Genomic DNA, 19,952 nt, shown 5'->3' with positions numbered 1-19,952 from the left:
CATGTATTGTAAAACTTGTGGTTTAGAACAGTCGGATGTAGCGAATTATTGTACGCATGATGGAACAAGTACAGGTAGTGTAGAAAGTGAAGTTATGTTAGCACCGAAAGACTCAAAGTATTGCCGAACGTGTGGAGTAGAAAGTCAAGGAAATGCTACGTATTGTGAGAAATGCGGGGATTCCTTATTAGGTATTATGAAAAAAGAAATGAAAACAAGATTACCAGATGAAGGTTTACCATTACATGTAAGTTCATCTGGAAGTACTTTAAAAAAAGGTTTGTTTGGTGGTGGGCTTGCAATCGTATGTATGTTTATAGCCGGTTGGATTGGCAGCTTAATTGTTGATGCGGCGATTAACGATCTAGTGAAAACGATGCTTACAAATATGAATGGTATGCTGAATATGGCTACTGTTGATCAATCTTTCATCGGCATAGCACCACTAATTTTAATGTATCATTTAATAGGCCTTGAAGTTAGTGGGAGCGGGGCATATACGATGTCATTTATTCTTCATTTCCCATTATTCATTTTGTTAACTATTCCGGCGCTTATATTAGGAGGAATTGGATTCTTTGTAGAGAGACGAAATCCTTCTACTGTTTGGCGTGAGAAGTTACTAACATCAAGTGTTATTGGTATTGTATATGGGATTTTCTTGTGTATCGTAAGCTTTATCGCAAGTTCTTCTACGACAATTTCTCAATTCTATCAAACGATGACAATCGATATTGGTTATTCTCATCTTGTTAGTTTATTGTATGGCATTATATTTGGTTTATTATTTACCTTTATTGGTATGTGCATTCAAGCAGGACCGCATCGTCTATTATCTTCCATGATTCGAAGCGTTCCATATGCAACATCTATTTACTATAGTGTAGTAACTGTATTAAAAGGATTGCTTATTACATTTGGTATTATACTTATTACAATTTTATTTAGCAGTTCAAAGTCAGTGGGACCAATTGATTTTCCTGAGAAAACATATAAAACATTAATTTCATTAGAAGCAACACCATACATGTGGAATATGGCTCACTTTGCTCCAACAGCAATTGAATGGGGAGATATGGATAGAGAAATGAGAAGATATTTAGTGGAGAAAGGTCCATTGCATTTATCTTATACGTCGGGAATATCAATAAATGGTACGTCATTAAAAGATCTGGAAGTTGCTAACGGAGCTAATCTTAAACGAGTAAAAGAAATTGATGACTTCAATTCCTATATGCACTGGTGGGGATTATTAATTTTATTACCATGTATTTTACTATTTAGAGCTGGAATGAAATTAGCTCAATATCCGATGAAAAATATGTACGTAACTATCGCTGTGTTTAGTGCGGTTTATACTGTGATGATGCTTTGTGTAAATGGATTGGCGAAAATTCATATTGAGGCTTCAGGGAGTAAAGAAGTTATGAAGGAGTTTGCTGGGATTTCTGGGCCATTATTCTCTATTCAAAGTAGCACGCTGCATTTAATAGTAGGTAGTTTTCTTCTTTCTTACGCATTAACATTCGCCGGTATGAAGTTAGTAAAAAAATAAGGAGGAGAGCCATTTGAAGTTTTGTGGGAAATGTAATAAACCAGTTGCGGATAATTTGAATTTTTGTTCCGATTGTGGAAGTAAGGTAGAAGTAATTGCTGATCAAACAGCTTCTTCCCGTTCAGAAGTACAACGAGAAATAAAGCCAGTGAAAAGTAAGAAAAATATAATGTTACTTATAGGCTTTGTTATTATCTTTGCTATATTGTTCGGTGCATATAAATTTGGTGCAAGCAAGTTTTCAAAAGAAAAACAGGTCAATGTTATGATTGAAGCGTTCCAAAAGAAAGATGTGAATGCAATTGATGAGTTTGTAAAAGTGGATGATCCGAGTTTGAAAATTAAAGTTGAAGATATTAAGGGGTACATCCGTTATTTAAAAGAAAATCCTTCTTATAATAAAGAGCTGCTATCTTATTTACAAAGAGAGACAGTGAATCAAAATCTAGCAAGTGATAAAGCATCATTTAAAGATGGTCAAATTATAGAAGACGGGAAAGAATGGTTCTTATATCCGAAGTATAAATTAAACATGAAATCTTATTATATGAATGTAAGCACGACTGCGAAGACTGCTGAAATTTATGTGAATGATAAGAAAGAGACGGAGCTATCAAATGATAAAACGTCAAAAGAAGTTGGTCCATACTTCCCTGGTTCCTATGTTGTAAAGGCAAAAGCGAAGACGGAATTAACTGAGTTAGAAACAGAAAAAGAAGTGGACTTGGCAGATGAAAAAGATGCGAAAGTGGAAGTTAAATTATCGATGGAAGGAAAGTATGTAACGATTTCTTCTGATGAAAATGATGCAACTGTATTTGTGAACGGTAAAAAACGTGGGAAATTAAATTACGGAAGTTATAATCTTGGTCCTGTATCGACAGACGAAACAGTGGAAGTACACTTAGAGAAAACTACTGATTTTGGTGTGATGAAATCTGAAAGTATTAAAATTGGAGACCAAAGCACGTATTATTTAAAATTCCCGAAAGAAACATCAAGTTCGGCTGTTGGTGACTTTGTACGAAATCATCTTTATGATAATGTGCGTGCGATTTCATTAAATGATTTTAGTCTAATTGAAAGTAATTATGATAAGAGCGGGAAATCGTACAAGGAAGACCGTGATTATATACAATATTTACACAAAAAAGGAATTACAGAAGATTTATTAACAATGGAAATTCGCAATGTAGAGCGTCAAAGTGAAACGAAATATAAAGTAACAACATATGAAGAGTATCATATTCGTTACGGTGATGGATCTGTGAAGTTCAAAAGCTTTAATAATGACCATATTGTTACTGTGAATGGAAATGGAAAGATATTGTACCATTCTCTTGGAGCGAATAATACGTTGAAATCAGAGGAAGTATCTGGTCCAACTCGTTAATGAAAAAGACTATCTCAATGAGATAGTCTTTTTTATTAGAAGCGAGATTCTTTTAAGACCGCTTGTACATATGGATCATGTAATATTTGTTCTACAATTGGTAACATGTCTTGCTCAAATGGCATATCAATAGGAAATGGCTTTTGGGAGCCTGGCTTTATGCCGTATTTCACAATTTTGTAATGTGTATTTTCTTCAGACTTGAGCACAATTAATTTATAGCGATTGTCATCGCCCGCAAGTGAGAAATCAATGGAAGTAGCGTCGTATGTTACTTCATCTTTATATATATACGGTTTTGGTGTACCGATCCAGTCTACTTTTGCTTGTACATTCATGGACGTAGCCCCCTTTATAGCTATTATAAAAAAATAAAAGCCAGCTCTCAACAAAGAGAACCGGCTTTCGCAGTCATTGGTTATTTTAAAATTTTCACTTTAACAGTTTTGCGTCCCCATTTTTGGGCAGCACTATCTGATCCAAGTAGGATATCGATACGGTTACCTTTAATTGCACCGCCAGTATCTCCAGCGATAGCTTCTCCGTAACCTTCTACCCATACTTTAGATCCTAATGGGATTACTTTCGGGTCAACAGCGATCATTTTCATGTTTGGGTTCGCTGTTAAGTCATGACCCATTGCAGTTAATACACGGCCGCCATATGTGCCACCGTTTTCACTCGGATGAGCTGTATATGCTGTAGCTACAACTGTTAACTCACGACCACCAGAAGGTGTGCTAGTTTCAGCAGCTTTCACAGCAGGCTTAGCAGCTGGTTTTGCTTGTGCTACAGGTGCTTTAGCTGGTGCTACAGTTTTAGCAGGAGCAGGTTGTTCTTGTTTCTCAATAACAGGTGCTGTACCTGTTAAGAAAGGAACGTGAACATAAGCAGTTTTCCCGTTATATTCGAATTGTAACCACTCATTTTGTACTTGGTTCGTTGTTTCAATCATATCGTCTTTCTTAAGCGTCCCAAGAATTTCTGAGTTTGTGTTCGCTTCAGCACGTACGTTTAATACGTTAGCTGTTACGTAGTAGATGCTTTTTGTGAACTCTGCACTTACGAATGCGTCTTTACCATCTAAAGTGATTTTTGACCATCCGTTCTCTGTATTTTGTACATCTATTTTATTACCGTTTAGTAATTTACCGACAACTTTTGATTCAGTAGTAGGGTTTTCGCGTACATTTAGTACGTCTGTTGTTACAACAGTTTCTGCATTAGCAGATGATGTGAAAATCCCAAGACCAAAAACTGCTGCTGTTGCTATTCCAATTAATTTTTTCATGATAGCCTCCATTGCGTTTGTTTTCGTGTCCTCATTATAGCAACAGATTTTTTCGGATTTCGGGAAAACACACAATTACAAACCATTCGTAATAAGTCGTTAACATCCTGTAATATAACAAAAGATATAGGAAAGCGTTTTTCATTCTATATGATTAGTAGGTTTCTACTTATATTCAAAATATTTAATACAACATATTGTTTTCGGCGTAAATAAAAATATTGCAAGAGTGTTACAAGATTTTTACTAAACGATTACATTCCTTGAGTATTTTACCGTTTTATGGGTAATATAGTTATATAAACATAAACATTTCGTTTGTGAAACTATAAACACGTGCTATATACTAGCAAAAAAACCGCATAATTGTTACAAAAAGAAAGGGTTGCAAGGAAGAAATTTGCCCTTTTTTACATCTGTAACACATCCTTTTTTGGGAAAACACATTCCTATCCGCATTTTTCTCGCACAATTTGACAGCAGTATTTCTATCTCGTAGCTCTTGCAGAGTGAAAAGGTTATACGGAAGGTAAGGCTGTCCATAAGAATTCGAATTGGTGAAGGTGAAGGTAAGAAAATCACCACAAAAATTATAGTTTTCTATCCGATTTTACATATCGGAATTTATGTTATTTACAAAAGTGAAACCTACGAAGGGGGATTTGATGAGGAAACTGACAAAAACATTCATCGTTTCATTAACATTATGTATTGCATTTACACTTTGGGGGATTATTCCCGAATCTATTATTGGAAAAGGTAGCCTAGGAAATGTAACAACCGCAATTCAAACTGCATTAGTTAGTAAGTTTGGATGGTTTTATATTATTTCTGTTTCTATTATTTTAGGTGTGTCTATCTTTTTAATTGTTTCGAAGTACGGTTCTATTCGTTTAGGTAAAGATGATGACGAACCTGATTATAGTTATATGACATGGTTTGCTATGTTATTTAGTGCTGGTATGGGTATCGGTTTAGTTTTCTGGGGCGTTGCCGAACCATTAAACCATTTATACGCACCTCCGTTTGGAGAAGGGGCAACTGAGGAAAGTGCGCGTCTTGCACTGCGTTTTTCATTTTTCCATTGGGGATTACATCCGTGGGGACTATATGCGTTTGTAGCGTTATGTATTGCTTACTTTACTTTTAGAAAAGGAAAAGCAAGTACGATTAGTGCGACAGTAGGTCCGTTATTTAAGGGCGGGGAACATGGGCGTATTGCTCACTCATTTGATGTGTTAGCTGTTTTCGCGACGGTGTTTGGTGTTGCGACATCATTAGGTCTTGGTGCGAAACAAATTGCAGGTGGTGTTAGTTATTTAACATCTATCCCGAATTCATTAACGACACAGTTAGTTATTATTGCAATCGTAACCGTTCTTTTCATGTTATCTGCGCAGACAGGTCTTGATAAAGGAATAAAATATTTAAGTAATACGAACATTATTTTGGCATTTGCACTTATGATAATTGTATTATTTGCAGGTCCAACAAATTTTATTATGAATTACTTCACTTCAACGATTGGTTCTTATATTCAGGAATTGCCAAGTATGAGTTTCCGTTTAAGTCCTTTAGATGAAGGCGGAAATCAATGGATTCAGTCATGGACCATTTTCTATTGGGCATGGTGGATTGCATGGTCACCATTCGTAGGTACATTTATTGCACGTGTTTCACGAGGGCGTACCATTCGTGAGTTTGTTATTGGTGTATTACTCGTACCAACCGTAATTGGTGCACTTTGGTTCTCCGTTTTCGGCGGGACTGGTATTCATATGGAGCTGTTTGGTAATGCGCATATTTTCGACAAAGTAAAAGAAATGGGAACAGAAGTAGGACTATTTGCTATGTTCGATCAGATGGGTAGCTTTGGATCAGCTTTATCGGTTTTAGGTATTTTACTTATTGCAACATTCTTTATTACATCTGCAGATTCTGCAACATTTGTTTTAGGGATGTTAACGACACATGGTAGTTTAAATCCACCAAACCGTATTAAAATGATTTGGGGTATCGTTCTAGCCGCTATAGCTTCTACCTTATTATATATCGGCGGATTAGAAGCCTTGCAAACGGCAGCTATCATTGCGGCATTCCCATTCGTCTTTGTTATTTTCTTTATGATGGCAGCATTGTTTAAAGAGTTACAAAAAGAAGGACGTATGAAGCGACATAAATAATAGAAGGAAAAGAGCTGATTTCATATCAGCTCTTTTTTATATAGAAGGAATTTGAACTGCAAGTAAGGGAAATAAAATACTTTACTATATAAGTAGTATGCCTTTTATACGAAGAAAAAACGATGAATTTCGACAATATTCGATATTCTACAAATTCTATTCGTATTTTTGACAAAAAATTGTCGGAAATGTGTTGTCACGTTTATGTATATGTGCTATATTATTTCCTGTAAGCGATTTCAAATAGTTTTAAAGCGCATTCAAGGGGGACATCTAGAATAATGAAACGTTACGAAAGAAAGTGGAAGCATATTTGTTTGAAACGTGTGGCACATCGTAGTGTCCAAGAAAGCACGGAACCTAAGACTGAAACGCGCAAAGAACAGCAAGAGAAGCAATTGGTTCTACAAAAATAGCAATCACTTTTTCGTATATAAATGAAGGTCGATCGTTCGTTGGGGGATGGACGTGAAATTACTTTCAGCTAAGGGGTATTGTCTGATATATAATTTATACGGCAATAAATAAGCACAGAGCATACGGCGCTCTGTGCTTATTTTTATTTATCTTTTTTGAATCGAACTGTTTTATCCCAGCCAATGACTTGTTTCTTGCTCTTTGCACGTAAGTATAAAATTAAGCTACGAATGAATAAGTACGTAAAGAGCTGTGCGTACGTAAAGTACATGATAACACTAATGAAAATATTAGTTGGTGTAAAGGTTCGTTCCACACTCTGGGCACTAAATAATTGAGAAACATATGTAATATATGCGACATACCACATAAATAGTAGTGGTATGCTATATTGAATTTGGAATATCCCGAGTAATCCAATTACAAACCAAACGTTCGAAATGATTAAGAATAGCCAAAATACAACATACACTAAAACTTGTTGTAAGGAATGGACGAGAAGTTTTCCTTTAAAGAAACTCAATGAAGAAAACATTTTTTCTAAAATGTACAAGTTCCCTTGGAGCCAACGTGTACGTTGCTTAATAAGAATTTTTAAATGCTCAGGTTCTTGTTCCCATGTAACCGATTCTGGAACGATTGGTAAGAGATAGCCCTTTTGTGTAATTCGTAATGTTAATTCAGCATCTTCTGCAATTGCATAGGGATCATAGCCGCCAAGCTCTTCTAATGCAGAGCGACGAAGAAGCATGTTTGTTCCTGTTAGTGAACCTGTTTGGAATAGTAACCAGCGTCCGGATTGCATAAGGAGCTGAAAGATTTGAAATTCTAACGAAATCATTCGTGTTAACCAGTTTCTTTTTTCATTTACAGTACGAACGTGTCCAACTGCTCCAACAGCATCCTCGGTTGTTTCAGCGTGTTCCACAAGCATTCGCAGAGCATGTGGTTCAGGCTGGTTATCTGCATCATAAACACAGAAGTATTCACCATCTGAAATACTAAGACCATAGTTTAATACACGTGATTTCCCTTTTGGTTCACCCGCCGGAACACGAATATGACGAATATGAGCATAAGCTTTGTCAAAATCGTCACCGATTTCAGGTGTTTCATCTTGAGAGTTATCGTTTAATAAATAAACCGTTAGTTTGCCTGGATATTCAATCTTCGCCATCGCCTCTAAAGTATCTTTAATAACTACGCCTTCATTGTGGGCAGGTATTAAAATATCGACACTTGGATAATGTTCTAGCGTACGATCTTTTCGTTTCCTATTTCGGTGAACTAAGCCCGCAAGTGTTAAGAAAGAATAGTAAACGAGTAAGCCAGAGAACAGAAAAGCTGTAAAAATAAGTACATATTTAATTGAAAATGTGATGCTGATCCAAAAAACAAGTACGCAAAACAGGAGGAATAAAAGGAGTATAACGAGTGTCATCATAATACTGTCGGTCCTTTTGTAGCTATTTGTTCTCGTTTAATCTTAATGTCCTGAATTGCCTCAGCTGCAAGCCATTTTTCCATTTTAGGCTGTAGACGGTTCATTACAATATCGGCACCAGCTTCATTTGTATTTTGTAATAAAATGACTAATGTGTTGTTATCATACTCAGCAACAAGGTCAAAGTCAGCTCTTACCGTTTCAACTAATAATGAAGCTACACGGTCCATAACACTTTCCTTCGTATATTTACTAAAGGAAGCGAAGTCAAAGTAAATCATAACGCCTGTTTCATTACGACGATTCATTGCATTTATTAATAATGCTTGTCGTCTTTCGAATTCTTGTCTTGTTAATAATTTTGATTCTCCAATGTATTGTTCTAACGTTCTCACACGTTCGGTTAATTCTTTATTTTCATGAATAACCTTCTTTAATAAATGAGTGGAGATATATACGATGAAGAAGTTCGCTGCCATTAGGAAGTGAGTAATAATGTATTCCCATTGTTCTGATGTACTCCATAAGTAAAGCCATGCTTGGTAGAATAGGTAGAACACCGAAATAATGGTTCCTAATATGAAGAAAACAAATGCAGTTTTATCAGCCAAAAATAGAAATAGTACATTAACAATTACATAGATAATTGTAAAAATGAGAGCATGCTCATATTGCGTTACATGTACAGTTGTAAAATAAAATAAAATTTGTAAAATCCACATAGAGAGGACTTTATAGAAGTTATCTTTCACAAAACTTTCCTCCTTAAAGATAATTCATGCAAGGATATTTGTAGTATGCGCAATTATTAAGAAATAGACCGGATGACTAGATTCTTTTGAAGAGAGCAACAACAAGTAGTATCCCTCTTTTGTAAGAAAAAATAAACAGACTTACTAATTATTTTATCATAATGTTTTTATATTTCGACATAAAGTATTTAATATATACCGAAAAAATAAGGAGCATAATAAAAAGCCCCCCTCTTTAAAAAGAGGGGGCTTTGATTTATTTTATAGGAACATCATACCTGCAACTGCTGCATTTAAGAAGTTCGCTAGTGTACCAGCGATAACTGCTTTAATCCCTAATTGTGCAATTTGTTTACGGCGAGTAGGAGCTAGTGTTCCAGTCACACCTAACTGAATTGCGATAGAAGAGAAGTTTGCGAATCCACAGATTGCGAATGTTAAAATTAGATTTGTTTTGTCAGAGAACTCTGCCATGTGTGGTCCTAAGTTTGCGTATGCAACGAACTCGTTGATTGCAAGTTTTTGACCGATAAAGCTTGCTGCTTGTACAGCTTCACCAGGAGAAACCCCGATTAAGATTGCAAATGGTGATAGTAAGTAACCGAAGATTAAATCAAGGCTAAGTTTAATATCGAACCAAGAACCAACCCATCCTAATAAACCGTTTAATAAAGCGATTAATGCGATGAAAGCCATTAACATTGCTGCTACGTTAATAACAAGTTGCATACCTTCAGATGCACCACGTGCCGCTGCATCAATAACGTTTGCATCTTCACGTTCTGTAGAAAGCTCAACGTTATTATCTACTTTTTCTGTTTCTGGCATAATTAGTTTCGCAATTAATAAACTTGATGGAGCTGCCATAATTGCTGCTGCTAATAAGTGTTCTAACGGAATGCCCATTGCTGCATAGCCGACAAGAACTGATCCGGCAACAGCTGTCATACCGCTTACCATAATAGTGAAGAATTCACTATTAGTTAAACGTGCTAAGTAAGGTTTGATTAAGATTGGAGCTTCAGTTTGTCCTAAAAATACAGTTGTTACTGAGTTTAAACTTTCTGCTTTAGAAGTTCCAAGAAGTTTGCTTAATGCACCACCAACGACACTAACAAATCTTTGCATAATACCGAAATGATATAAGATTGCTACTAATGAACTAATAAATACAATTGGAAGTAGTGCTTGAATAAAGAATACAAATCCCCAAGGGCCTTTTGCGTTGACTAAATCCCCAGCAACGAACTTAATTCCCTCGTAAGAAAAATTAATTAATCCTTGAACGCCATCTGCAGCGTGTTTTAAACCTGCTTTTCCGGCATCCCATCGTAATACGATAAATGAAAATGACATTTGTAATGCTAGCGCGATTAAAATCGTGCGCCAATTAATAGCTTTGCGGTTGGAAGATAGTAAGAAAGCAATTGCTAATACTCCAATCACGCCGCCAATTCCCCATAAAAGATTCATGCAGTGTATGCTCCTTCCTCATAGTAAAAAAGTGTATAAACCAGTTGTCTATACTTTTGCGAATATAACATCTTAAGTAACTTATCATAATGGACATCGGAGGTCAAACGTCTAACGAAAAGTTTAAATAAAAAGAAAATTCTTTGAAAAAACACATATAAAATAAATGGACATGAAATAGGTTATGTTTTTTATGTAAATATATACATTGTGATAACGTTATGGATTGTTTTTGTAGAATATGGTGTATGAAATAGGGAAATAGATACATTATTTGTTCGTGGATATAGGTGAAACATATTAAAAAGAGCCTTCTAGTAATCTAGAAGGCTCAAACAATATAACTTAAGGTGCTTTTGTGTATCCTAAGAAATGGCTCTTCCAATAAGAGTTACTTAATGAAGCGATTGCTACACCTTTATCTCCAGCTTGGATAAATGATCCGCCCCCAAGGTAAATACCCATATGAGAAGGACCTGATTTATAAGTATTTTGGAAATAAATTAAGTCGCCTGGTTGTGGATTTGAAGTTTGTGGTAGGCTACCCCAATATCCCGCAACACTTTGACGGCTAATGTTATGACCAAATTTCTTAAATACGTGGTAAATGTAACCACTACAGTCAACACCGTTAGCAGAAGTACCGCCCCAAACGTACGGTACACCTTGCATTCCTTTTGCATATGCAAGTATGGAAGAACTGTCACCGCTATTATTACCTGTATTATTGTTGTTATTGTTTTGATTGTTATTTTGGTTGTTGTTAGGCTTATTATCTACTGCGCCACCAACTGGTGTTTTAGAAAGATAACGTGTTCCGATGTAACCAGTTTGGCCGTTGTAGTTAATTTTGCTCCATCCAGAGTTTTCAGAGATTACTTGAACCTTCTGTCCTTGTGGAAGTGCGCCTATGATTCTATAATTTGTACCTTCGCCGCTACGTACGTTTAATGCAGAAGCATTGATGTAGTAGTCACCAATTGCACCTTGATTAGGTTGTTCAGGTTGCTTTGGTTGCTCAGGAGTAGTAGTGCCACCTTTAACGAATTTCATGAATTCGCTACTAACGTAGCCTGTTTTTCCTTGATAGTTAACTTTAAACCAGCTACCTTCAGATCCAATTACGTTTAATGTCGTACCATTCAATACGCCACCAATTACGCTATGGTAAGTAGCAGGGCCTGTACGAACGCGTAGAGATGTTGCGTTAACAACGTAAGTGCCGCCAGTTTGTACAGTTACATTATTGTTTTGTTCTTGTTTGTTATCTTGGTTGTTTCCTTGTGCAACGTTGTCGTTAGAACCGCCTTTTGTTACATAGTCTTTGCTTACGTAAGCAGTTTGTCCCGCATAGTTGATTTTGAACCAATCTTGCACTTCGCCAACAACTTGAACTACTTGTCCTTTTGTAACAGAACCTACAGTTGTATGAGAAGTACTAGGACCTGTACGAACACGAAGGGAAGATACATTTACTGTATAGTTTCCGCTTGCTGGTTTTACAGATTCTTGGTTGTTATTATTCGTATTGTTGTTTGAAGAACCTGCATTAGAAGAAACGCCAGATACGAATTCGCCACTTACGTAGCCAACTTGTCCATTATGGTTGATTTTCACCCAACCATTTTCTTGACCAATTACGTTTAAAGCTTGTCCTTCATATACACGTCCAGAAACAGAACTAGAAGTGTTAGGAGCTGTACGTACACGTAATACATCGGCAGTAACTTTATTGTTTCCACCTGTTGTACTTACATTAGAATTGTTTGCTCCATTTTTTGATACAAATTCGCCGCTAACAAAGCCGGTTTGTCCATTAATGTTAATTTTGAACCAACCATTTTCTTGGCCAATCACGTTTAAAGATTGACCGTTATAAACGCGTGAGATGATGTCGTGAGAAGTGCTTGATCCTGCACGAACATGTAATACGCTAGCGTTTACCGTATAAGATGAGCTGTTTGATGCAGAAGCTTGGACAGTTGTAGCAGCTTTTTGTGAATTTTGTTCTGGGGCAGCTTGAACACTATCAAGTGTAGGTGCTGCTCCTCCTGCTACAGACACTGCCGCAAGACCGGCAAGGTATTTTTTCATAATTTGTCGATTCCTTTCTGTCTGTAATGTAGTGAAGAAATATTTACCAACTGTTAAAAATTCTAAAGAGCATGTCGATTACTGTCAAGACTTATGCGGGAATCTGAATATGACAAAAAGATTACAAGAAAAAATCAAGGCATAAATCTATACCTTGATTTCCATTTAAATACATATATTGAATGTAGAAAGGATAGAAATTATTCGTGTTTAAGAAGATGACATATTGGATTGTAACAAGCTTTGAGAAAAGGATCTTTGTAGCATTTTAGTAATAGGGCCAACTTGACCATCTTGGATTGCCGTTCCATCAAGATGAGTCATCGGCAAAATTTCAATCGTCGTTCCTGTAAAGAAACATTCATCGGCTTGATAAACATCCCGAACGCTGAAAAGCTCTTCTTGTACAGGAATGCGAAGGGTTTTCGCTAAAGAAAGGACATATTGACGAATAATGCCATTTAAAATAAGGTGATTAGCTGGATGTGTGTAAAGAGTTCCGTTTTTGATTAGAAAGAAGTTAGAACAGCTGCCCTCAGTTACAGTACCATTTCGTACGAAAAGTGCCTCCTTACAACCTTTGCGCTCGGCTTTCGTAGCAGCTAATATATTTGGTAATAAATTTAATGATTTGATATCACAGCGTAGCCAGCGCGTATCTGGTTCTGATATAGCGCGTACACCATATTCAATCCATAATGCTGGTCTTTCTTTCTTTGTAATATAGGCATAGATTGTTGGAGGGACGTCATATGAGAATGTATGGGTACGAGCTTGTACACCACGAGATACTTGTAAATAAATAGTGCCATCTTCGTGGAAATTATTATTTTCAATTAGTTTATAAAGTAGGGTAATAAGTTCTGCTTTTGAGAAAGGGAGTGTTAATTCTATTTCTTCCATGGAGCGATATAATCTTGTGATATGCGGATCTAATAAGTGAAAGTTTCCTTTGTATAGGCGAATAACCTCATAGACACCATCTCCAAACTGTAAGCCTCTTTCTTCAAGTTCTATGTAAGTTTTTTGTTTCGTTGTATCAATAACTGCCTCATTCCAAAGTACAAATCTTTCATATGCCAATTTTCGTCCCATCCTTTCGTAAGTGCATAAGTAAAGTGAAACTTTAATTCATAAAAATCACTATAGTAATTTTTATGTGGGTAACTCTTTACATATGACGTATATGTATTTGTAAATGGTAGAGAAGTAGTGGTGATTTATAGCATTTTGTATATACAAATTCGAAAATAAGAAATAAGAATCCTGCTTTTAAATAAAAAAAAGCAACATTCTTATGGAATGCTGCACAAGGAGGGTAGCTATCTTTCATAGGGACATCGTCTTATTGAATGTTTTGTGTATGGAAACAAAACATATTGAAAGACAATTATAAGAAAGTAGAAATAAAAAGATTCACATATTTCTTTAAGGGATCTTATTACAGATGAGAGATAAGAAATATATAGAATCTCGTTTACGTATTTTATTATAGAGATGTTTCATTAACTCTATGTGAATATTTGGTAAAGGTTATGTAATGTTAAAGTTAATGAATATAAGTGATTGTATGGAGAAATATAAAAAAAGAGGCTGAGATTACTCAGCGCTCTTCTTTTCTTCTTTAATAGCTGTCTTTACTTCACCAGTTTTGGTCTTGTTGCTTTCAGAGAAGCGAAGTAAGTCACCTTCAATGATTTTGTCAGACATGTTTAATTCATTTTGGGCACGATCAATGAGTGGTTGAGATTCTTCTTTTGGTAATTGTACAACTTCGCCAGTATTACGATCGTAGAATGTACTGTTCGTGTACATGTACTTATCTGTAACGAAGCTACCGTCACGAAGAACAACAAATCCTTTATTTTCTGGTGAGAATACATCATGACCAAATTGAATTTGATTCGTAGAATCTACACCAAGTAAGTTTAGAATAGTTGGTTTAATGTCAATTTCACCAGTTGGTTTTGAAATTGTTTTACCTTCTTTTTGACCAGGAACGTGAATAAACATCGGTGTTTTTTGTAAGTTCATATGGTCAAATGCCGTAATTTCTTCTTTTCCTAAGAACTGTGCCATTGCACGGTTATGGTTTTCAGAAATACCATAGTGATCACCGTAGAATACGATAACTGAGTTGTCGTAAATACCTTCTGCTTTTAGACGCTCAATAAAGTGTTTCATTGCTTCGTCTAAATAGCGAGCAGTTACCATGTAACGGTCAAATACGCCATCACCAGAATTGTATTCATCGATTAATTTCGTACTTTCATCATAAGTGAATGGGTAATGGTTTGTTAAAGTAAGGAAGCGAGTATAGAACGGTTGCTTCACTTCTTTTAACATATCGATAGATTGATCGAAGTATTCGATATCTTTTAATCCCCAATTTAATTTTGTTTCTGGTGTAATCTTGTAGTCAAGTTCGTTGTAGTAACGATCATAACCAAGTGCCGGATACATAATGTTACGGTTCCAGAACGTTGCGTTGTTCGCGTGGAATACCGATGTGTGATATCCTTGCTCACGTAAAATTTCTGGAGTTGCTGTATATTCGTTATTACCATGTGTGAAGAATACAGCACCACGGTCTAGTGGATACATTGAAGTATCTACTAAGAATTCAGCGTCAGATGTTTTTCCTTGACCAGTTTGATGGAAGAAGTTATCAAAGTAATAACTTTCTTTCGTAAATTGGTTTAAGAATGGTGTAACTTCTTGTCCGTTAACTGTTGCACCAATTAAGAATGTTTGTAATGACTCAAGAGAGACGACAATTACGTTTTTCCCTTTTGCAGTACCAAACATATTTGGATCTGGTTTGCTTTGCGTTGTTTTTACGTAGTTCTCTGTTTCCTGTAATTTACTACCGTCAGCAAATGCTTTTTGTGAACTTGATTTTGCTTGTAAGCCAAGATCATATACTTGGTGTACATATAAACCTAAGTTTTTAACAAGCATAACGCGGTCGAATGAACGAGTTAATAGTTCTGGACGTTCAGCTTCTGCCAGTCCTAAGTTTGCGAAGAAAATAGCAATTGTTGACACGAAGTATAGGGAACGCATTGGGCGTGCTACACGTTCTGTCGGTGCAAAATTCTTCATCTTCTTCAATAAAATAAAGAATACGATAATATCAGCAAATGCAAGGATAATTTTGTAGTTAAACAATTCTTTTACACTAGAACCTAAACTTCCGAAGTTAGATGTTTGTCCTAGTACTGGTAAAGTAACGAAGTCATTGTAGAATCCGTAGAACATTACGTTACCAACAAGAACGATTGTTAAAACAAAACTAATTCCAAGTGCTATATAGTTACGTTTTTTCCCTTTTGCAAATAATGCAAGACCAACAAGCAGTAATGATGCTGCTAATGGGCTAAGGAATAAAATGAATTCTTGCATGAAAGATTCAAGTTTTAAATCAAAGCTTGTGCGTGTAATAAGGTATGTCTTCAACCATAAGGCTAAAGCTACGAATACAGTGAAACGCACATTTTGAAATTGTGATTTCAAGGTTTCTTTCATTCATTTCCACCCTTTCTCTATCAGGCTTGGTCGATTTTGGAGCGAAAAATGCTAAAATAAAAAATACATAGTTTTCTTGGCCATAATTAGAGGTTCTATATTCACCCATATACGACTATAACTATGCATACCCTTTTGGTTTCTTGTGTTGCTCATAAGCATAACGTCATTTCTGTATTATACAACAAAATTCATTTCTGAGAAACACTATAACATTTTACATTTTTTGTATGAGATTTGTCACTACCAGAGAAAACTTTAACATTCGTTTATATGTCCGTCAACTAGAAAATATAACAAAGGTAGAGCAGAATGTTAAGTGAAAGTGAAAATTTTCATTGTTGAGAAATAAGAAATGACAATGGGTAAGTGGTTATCTAGAAACCTATTATATGAAGGGAAGTATGTAAAAATTAACGAACACTTGTTCTTTTTTAGTTTGTTTGTTACAATGAAAGTTCATTGATAGATTATGTGTAATTTTGATGAACTTTTACTGATAACATATTGTAGCTTATTTCTTTTAAAAAATAGGGAGGCTTTTACATGGAACAAAAATTTTCAGTTGAAGCGTTTTGGAAGAAAGTAAAACATGTTGCAAAGCAAGCAGGGCAGTCGGTCATTTATGCAAGTTTATTATTGTTTTACGTTTTGCAGAAACCGGATGTTCCAAAACGAGTGAAAATTATTGTAATTGGGGCGCTTGCTTATTTTATTGCACCGATTGATGCGATTCCAGATTTCGTTGCTGGAATTGGTTATACGGATGATTTAGGGGCGTTAATGGCTGCACTATTACAAGCGTCGTTATACGTCAATGAAGATGTAAAAGATAAGGCACGAGTGAAGTTGGCAGAATGGTTTGGTTCGGATATAGACACATCCTTTATCGATCAGAAATTAGATCAATAGGTGAGAACTGTCATATGGTGACAGGGCGAACGTAAGCGAGGAAGTGCATTATGCCATCAGGAAGAACGCATACGAAAATAAACTTAATATCCCTTCCGGTTGTTTTGTTTCTGCTCTTTTCGTATGGATTAACAAATTTTGATTTTTTATTAACTTTTGCAATTGGCTTTTTAGTAGGTACTTCATTTCTAACGCCGGATTTGGATACGTATAGTAATGCGTATAATAAATGGGGATTCCTGCGTATATTTTGGTATCCGTATAAGAAGGTCATGCCGCATCGCTCCTTCTTTACACATACAATTATACTTGGTGATGTGATTCGTATTGCATACATGTTAATTGTATTTTCTCCGTTTTTATTCCTATTAAATGTAATCGCACTTGACGGGAATTTAATAGAAATTGCGGAGAAACATGAGGTTGAAATTGTAACGTTCGTAATGGGAATTGTTGTGGCAAGCACGCTTCACATTATAGCGGATAAAGTGAATACGCGCCGCAAAAAAATGATGAGAAAAAAGAAGAAACGCAGAAGATAAAAAAACCGTCCCAAAAGGTATTTTGGGACGGTTTTTCTTTTTAATCAAACGTTTGTTTAAAAAAGAAATTAAGCTTTCAGTACTTTAATGCCTTTCACAATGTTCCAAATGAAGTAGTATAAGCTGATGATTCCGCAAATACATAAGACAATCATTGCACCGATTCCAAGTGTTACATCTGCTTGATCAGATCCAAGCCCCATAATTCCTAAAATAGTTACGCCGATGAATGTAGCGATACTTGGAATGATGTGTGTCCATAGAGCACGTTTTGCATGTGGTTTTGTTTCAGCATCGCCTACAATCCAAACGATAATAGGGAATAAGATAGGGGCAAATAGTACACTAAAGTATGATAAAGCAGCTAATATTTTGTTTCCGTTCATATATATCACCTCATGAATAATATCTGTTGTTATACTATTATTATGCAATAGTCTTGGCAAGCTTTCTATCGATGAACATTACAGGAACATGACGATTTTGTAAGATTTTTTGTTAAATGATAAAATTTTCGAAAAAATCTTTTTAAATGGAAATTGTTATGGTACAGTATAAATGAAAGTTATTGAAAACGTTTTCTTAAACGTTTTTTATTTTTAGGCTGAAAGGTATGATGACCTGATAGTCTATTGATGAGGTTATTCTATTTAAAAGGGGATTCTTTAGGGGGAGAGAACAATGAACACATGGACACAAATTTATGATCCGTTCGGAAACATTTGGATTTCGGCAGCGGTCGCACTTATTCCGATTATCTTTTTTTTCTTAGCTTTAGCAGTTTTCCGCATGAAGGGGTATGTGGCAGGATTTATTACAGTTGTACTTACAATTTTAGTGGCGTTATTCGCTTATAAGATGCCGTTCACGATGGCGATGGCAGCGACTGGATATGGTTTCTTATACGGACTATGGCCAATTGCTTGGATTATCATTATGTCGGTATTTTTATATAAAATTTCTGTGAAAACAGGTCAATTCGATGTGATTCGTGCATCTGTATTATCCATTACGAATGACCATCGTTTACTCGTTATTTTAATCGGTTTTTCATTCGGAGCATTTTTAGAAGGGGCAGCAGGATTTGGTGCACCAGTAGCGATTACGGCAGCACTTCTTGCAGGGCTTGGATTAAATCCTTTATATGCAGCGGGTCTTTGTTTGATTGCAAATACGGCACCAGTAGCGTTCGGAGCGATGGGAATTCCGATTACCGTTGCTGGACAAGTAACAGGTATTGATCCACATAAAATCGGACAAATGGCTGGACATCAATTACCGTTCTTATCATTATTTGTTCCATTCTTTATCGTATTTTTAATGGACGGGTTGAAAGGGGTAAGACAAACGTGGCCTGCTTTACTTGTAGCAGGTAGCTCATTTGCAATTACACAGTTCATTACAGCGACATTTTTAGGGCCGGAACTTCCGGATATTACATCGGCACTTGTAAGTTTAGTTAGTTTGGCGCTGTTCTTAAAAGTATGGCAACCGAAAGAAATTTATCAATCCGGGCAAGCAAATAGTGAAGTAGCAGCAACAACGACAGCAGCATCGATGCCGAAATTAACGTTTGGAAAGGTAGTGAAGGCATGGTCTCCATTTATCGTATTAACGGTTATGGTAGTCATTTGGAGCCAAAGTTTCTTTAAAGCATTATTTGCTTCAGGAGGCGCGTTAGAAAGTCTTGTATTTAAGTTTGAAATTCCAGGATTGCACAATTTGGTAATGAAAGCAGAGCCAATCGTAAATAAACCGACGCCTTATGAGGCGATTTTGAAGCTTGATGTATTATCAGCAACTGGAACAGCGATTTTAATTGCTTGCATCATTTCCATGTTTATTTTGAAAATGAATGTAAAAGATGCAGTAGTGACATTTAAAGAAACGTTAAGCGAATTAAAAATGCCAATTCTATCTATTGGATTCGTATTAGGATTTGCATTTATCGCAAACTATTCTGGTCTATCTTCTACTTTAGCGTTAGCACTAGCAGGAACTGGCGGATTATTCCCGTTCTTCTCACCATTCCTAGGCTGGATTGGCGTATTCTTAACAGGTTCCGATACGTCAGCGAATGCATTATTCTCAAATCTACAAGCAATTACAGCACAACAAGTTGGCGTATCTGAAGTGCTTCTCGTTGCAGCAAATACAACGGGCGGTGTAACAGGTAAAATGATTTCTCCGCAATCAATTGCGATTGCTTGTGCGGCAGTTGGACTTGCTGGAAAAGAATCAGATTTATTCCGCTTTACAGTGAAGCATAGTTTATTCTTCGTAATTATTGTTGGTATTATGACGTATGTACAGGCATATTATTTAACGTGGATGATTCCGTAAAAAGCAAAAGAATTAAACTTTGCAT

The 19,952-nt window shown here is 36.0% G+C and carries 16 protein-coding genes; 7 read left to right on the top strand and 9 right to left on the bottom strand.

What is annotated here, in order from left to right; genetic code table 11:
* Position 1: 1 nt before the first annotated feature.
* Entirely contained in the window at positions 2-1,555 is a 1,554-nt protein-coding gene (locus DN390_RS02030; RefSeq protein WP_147806474.1) for a zinc ribbon domain-containing protein, read from the top strand.
* 13 nt (positions 1,556-1,568) lie between these two features.
* Positions 1,569-2,948: a zinc ribbon domain-containing protein gene (locus DN390_RS02025; RefSeq protein ID WP_147806473.1), complete on the top strand. Its 1,380-nt coding sequence runs from the start codon at positions 1,569-1,571 to the stop codon at positions 2,946-2,948.
* A 35-nt stretch (positions 2,949-2,983) separates the two neighbouring features.
* Here DN390_RS02025 and DN390_RS02020 read toward each other — a convergent pair whose 3' ends face one another.
* Together DN390_RS02020 and DN390_RS02015 are read right to left on the bottom strand one after the other, a co-directional pair.
* Positions 2,984-3,286 (bottom strand): DUF3910 family protein, encoded by a 303-nt coding sequence (locus DN390_RS02020; RefSeq protein ID WP_060632911.1) that lies wholly within the window; start codon positions 3,284-3,286, stop codon positions 2,984-2,986.
* Between the two features lie 80 nt (positions 3,287-3,366).
* Entirely contained in the window at positions 3,367-4,239 is an 873-nt protein-coding gene (locus DN390_RS02015; RefSeq protein ID WP_060632910.1) for a cell wall-binding protein EntA, read from the bottom strand.
* A 665-nt stretch (positions 4,240-4,904) separates the two neighbouring features.
* Here DN390_RS02015 and opuD point away from each other — a divergent pair.
* Both opuD and DN390_RS31020 read left to right on the top strand, forming a co-directional pair.
* Complete coding sequence (gene opuD, locus DN390_RS02005; protein ID WP_147806471.1) at positions 4,905-6,422, top strand: glycine betaine transporter OpuD; 1,518 nt, start codon at positions 4,905-4,907, stop codon at positions 6,420-6,422.
* Between the two features lie 281 nt (positions 6,423-6,703).
* The gene (locus DN390_RS31020) at positions 6,704-6,838 is read left to right on the top strand and encodes a hypothetical protein (protein WP_000833067.1); all 135 of its coding nucleotides are present in this window, start codon (positions 6,704-6,706) and stop codon (positions 6,836-6,838) included.
* Between the two features lie 143 nt (positions 6,839-6,981).
* On the opposite strand, the gene DN390_RS02000 is transcribed toward DN390_RS31020, so the two are convergent.
* The 6 genes from DN390_RS02000 to DN390_RS01975 form a co-directional block, all read right to left on the bottom strand.
* Positions 6,982-8,283 (bottom strand): glycosyltransferase family 2 protein, encoded by a 1,302-nt coding sequence (locus DN390_RS02000; protein ID WP_060632908.1) that lies wholly within the window; start codon positions 8,281-8,283, stop codon positions 6,982-6,984.
* Positions 8,280-9,035: a diguanylate cyclase domain-containing protein gene (locus DN390_RS01995; RefSeq protein ID WP_141529621.1), complete on the bottom strand. Its 756-nt coding sequence runs from the start codon at positions 9,033-9,035 to the stop codon at positions 8,280-8,282. The genes DN390_RS02000 and DN390_RS01995 overlap by 4 nt, the downstream gene beginning before the upstream one ends.
* Positions 9,036-9,296: 261 nt before the next feature.
* Positions 9,297-10,508 carry a NupC/NupG family nucleoside CNT transporter gene (locus DN390_RS01990; RefSeq protein WP_060632906.1) on the bottom strand — a complete coding sequence of 404 codons (1,212 nt, stop codon included), beginning with the start codon at positions 10,506-10,508 and terminating at the stop codon, positions 9,297-9,299.
* Between the two features lie 345 nt (positions 10,509-10,853).
* A complete protein-coding gene (locus DN390_RS01985; protein WP_098198250.1) occupies positions 10,854-12,602 on the bottom strand; it encodes a C40 family peptidase in 1,749 nt (582 codons plus the stop codon).
* A gap of 210 nt (positions 12,603-12,812) precedes the next feature.
* The gene (locus DN390_RS01980; RefSeq protein ID WP_179955727.1) at positions 12,813-13,697 is read right to left on the bottom strand and encodes a D-amino-acid transaminase; all 885 of its coding nucleotides are present in this window, start codon (positions 13,695-13,697) and stop codon (positions 12,813-12,815) included.
* A 504-nt stretch (positions 13,698-14,201) separates the two neighbouring features.
* The gene (locus DN390_RS01975) at positions 14,202-16,130 is read right to left on the bottom strand and encodes an LTA synthase family protein (protein WP_060632903.1); all 1,929 of its coding nucleotides are present in this window, start codon (positions 16,128-16,130) and stop codon (positions 14,202-14,204) included.
* A gap of 546 nt (positions 16,131-16,676) precedes the next feature.
* On the opposite strand from DN390_RS01975, the gene DN390_RS01965 reads away from it, so the two are divergent.
* Together DN390_RS01965 and DN390_RS01960 are read left to right on the top strand one after the other, a co-directional pair.
* The gene (locus DN390_RS01965) at positions 16,677-17,042 is read left to right on the top strand and encodes a YkvA family protein (RefSeq protein ID WP_000435504.1); all 366 of its coding nucleotides are present in this window, start codon (positions 16,677-16,679) and stop codon (positions 17,040-17,042) included.
* 50 nt (positions 17,043-17,092) lie between these two features.
* The gene (locus tag DN390_RS01960; protein ID WP_060632902.1) at positions 17,093-17,584 is read left to right on the top strand and encodes a metal-binding protein; all 492 of its coding nucleotides are present in this window, start codon (positions 17,093-17,095) and stop codon (positions 17,582-17,584) included.
* A gap of 68 nt (positions 17,585-17,652) precedes the next feature.
* Here DN390_RS01960 and DN390_RS01955 read toward each other — a convergent pair whose 3' ends face one another.
* Positions 17,653-17,970, bottom strand: coding sequence for a magnetosome magnetite crystal formation protein family (locus tag DN390_RS01955; protein ID WP_098952848.1), 318 nt, complete (start codon positions 17,968-17,970; stop codon positions 17,653-17,655).
* 295 nt (positions 17,971-18,265) lie between these two features.
* Between DN390_RS01955 and lldP the strand changes: the two genes are divergently transcribed.
* Positions 18,266-19,927: an L-lactate permease gene (lldP, locus tag DN390_RS01950; RefSeq protein WP_060632900.1), complete on the top strand. Its 1,662-nt coding sequence runs from the start codon at positions 18,266-18,268 to the stop codon at positions 19,925-19,927.
* Positions 19,928-19,952 lie beyond the last annotated feature (25 nt).

It is taken from the genome of Bacillus sp. SH7-1 (assembly GCF_008042405.1).
In the GTDB taxonomy this organism is placed as follows: Bacteria; Bacillota; Bacilli; order Bacillales; family Bacillaceae_G; genus Bacillus_A; species Bacillus_A thuringiensis_N.
Note: the sequence above shows the minus strand (reverse complement) of the source record. Positions and strands in the feature narration are given on the sequence as shown.

Coding starts and splice junctions, on each gene's coding strand:
- DN390_RS02030 (WP_147806474.1), top strand. CDS start 2: ATGTATTGTAAAACTTGTGGTTTAGAACAGTCGGATGTAGCGAATTAT.
- DN390_RS02020 (WP_060632911.1), bottom strand. CDS start 3,286: ATGAATGTACAAGCAAAAGTAGACTGGATCGGTACACCAAAACCGTAT.
- DN390_RS02015 (WP_060632910.1), bottom strand. CDS start 4,239: ATGAAAAAATTAATTGGAATAGCAACAGCAGCAGTTTTTGGTCTTGGG.
- opuD (WP_147806471.1), top strand. CDS start 4,905: ATGAGGAAACTGACAAAAACATTCATCGTTTCATTAACATTATGTATT.
- DN390_RS31020 (WP_000833067.1), top strand. CDS start 6,704: ATGAAACGTTACGAAAGAAAGTGGAAGCATATTTGTTTGAAACGTGTG.
- DN390_RS02000 (WP_060632908.1), bottom strand. CDS start 8,283: ATGATGACACTCGTTATACTCCTTTTATTCCTCCTGTTTTGCGTACTT.
- DN390_RS01990 (WP_060632906.1), bottom strand. CDS start 10,508: ATGAATCTTTTATGGGGAATTGGCGGCGTGATTGGAGTATTAGCAATT.
- DN390_RS01985 (WP_098198250.1), bottom strand. CDS start 12,602: ATGAAAAAATACCTTGCCGGTCTTGCGGCAGTGTCTGTAGCAGGAGGA.
- DN390_RS01980 (WP_179955727.1), bottom strand. CDS start 13,697: ATGGGACGAAAATTGGCATATGAAAGATTTGTACTTTGGAATGAGGCA.
- DN390_RS01975 (WP_060632903.1), bottom strand. CDS start 16,130: ATGAAAGAAACCTTGAAATCACAATTTCAAAATGTGCGTTTCACTGTA.
- DN390_RS01965 (WP_000435504.1), top strand. CDS start 16,677: ATGGAACAAAAATTTTCAGTTGAAGCGTTTTGGAAGAAAGTAAAACAT.
- DN390_RS01960 (WP_060632902.1), top strand. CDS start 17,093: ATGCCATCAGGAAGAACGCATACGAAAATAAACTTAATATCCCTTCCG.
- DN390_RS01955 (WP_098952848.1), bottom strand. CDS start 17,970: ATGAACGGAAACAAAATATTAGCTGCTTTATCATACTTTAGTGTACTA.
- lldP (WP_060632900.1), top strand. CDS start 18,266: ATGAACACATGGACACAAATTTATGATCCGTTCGGAAACATTTGGATT.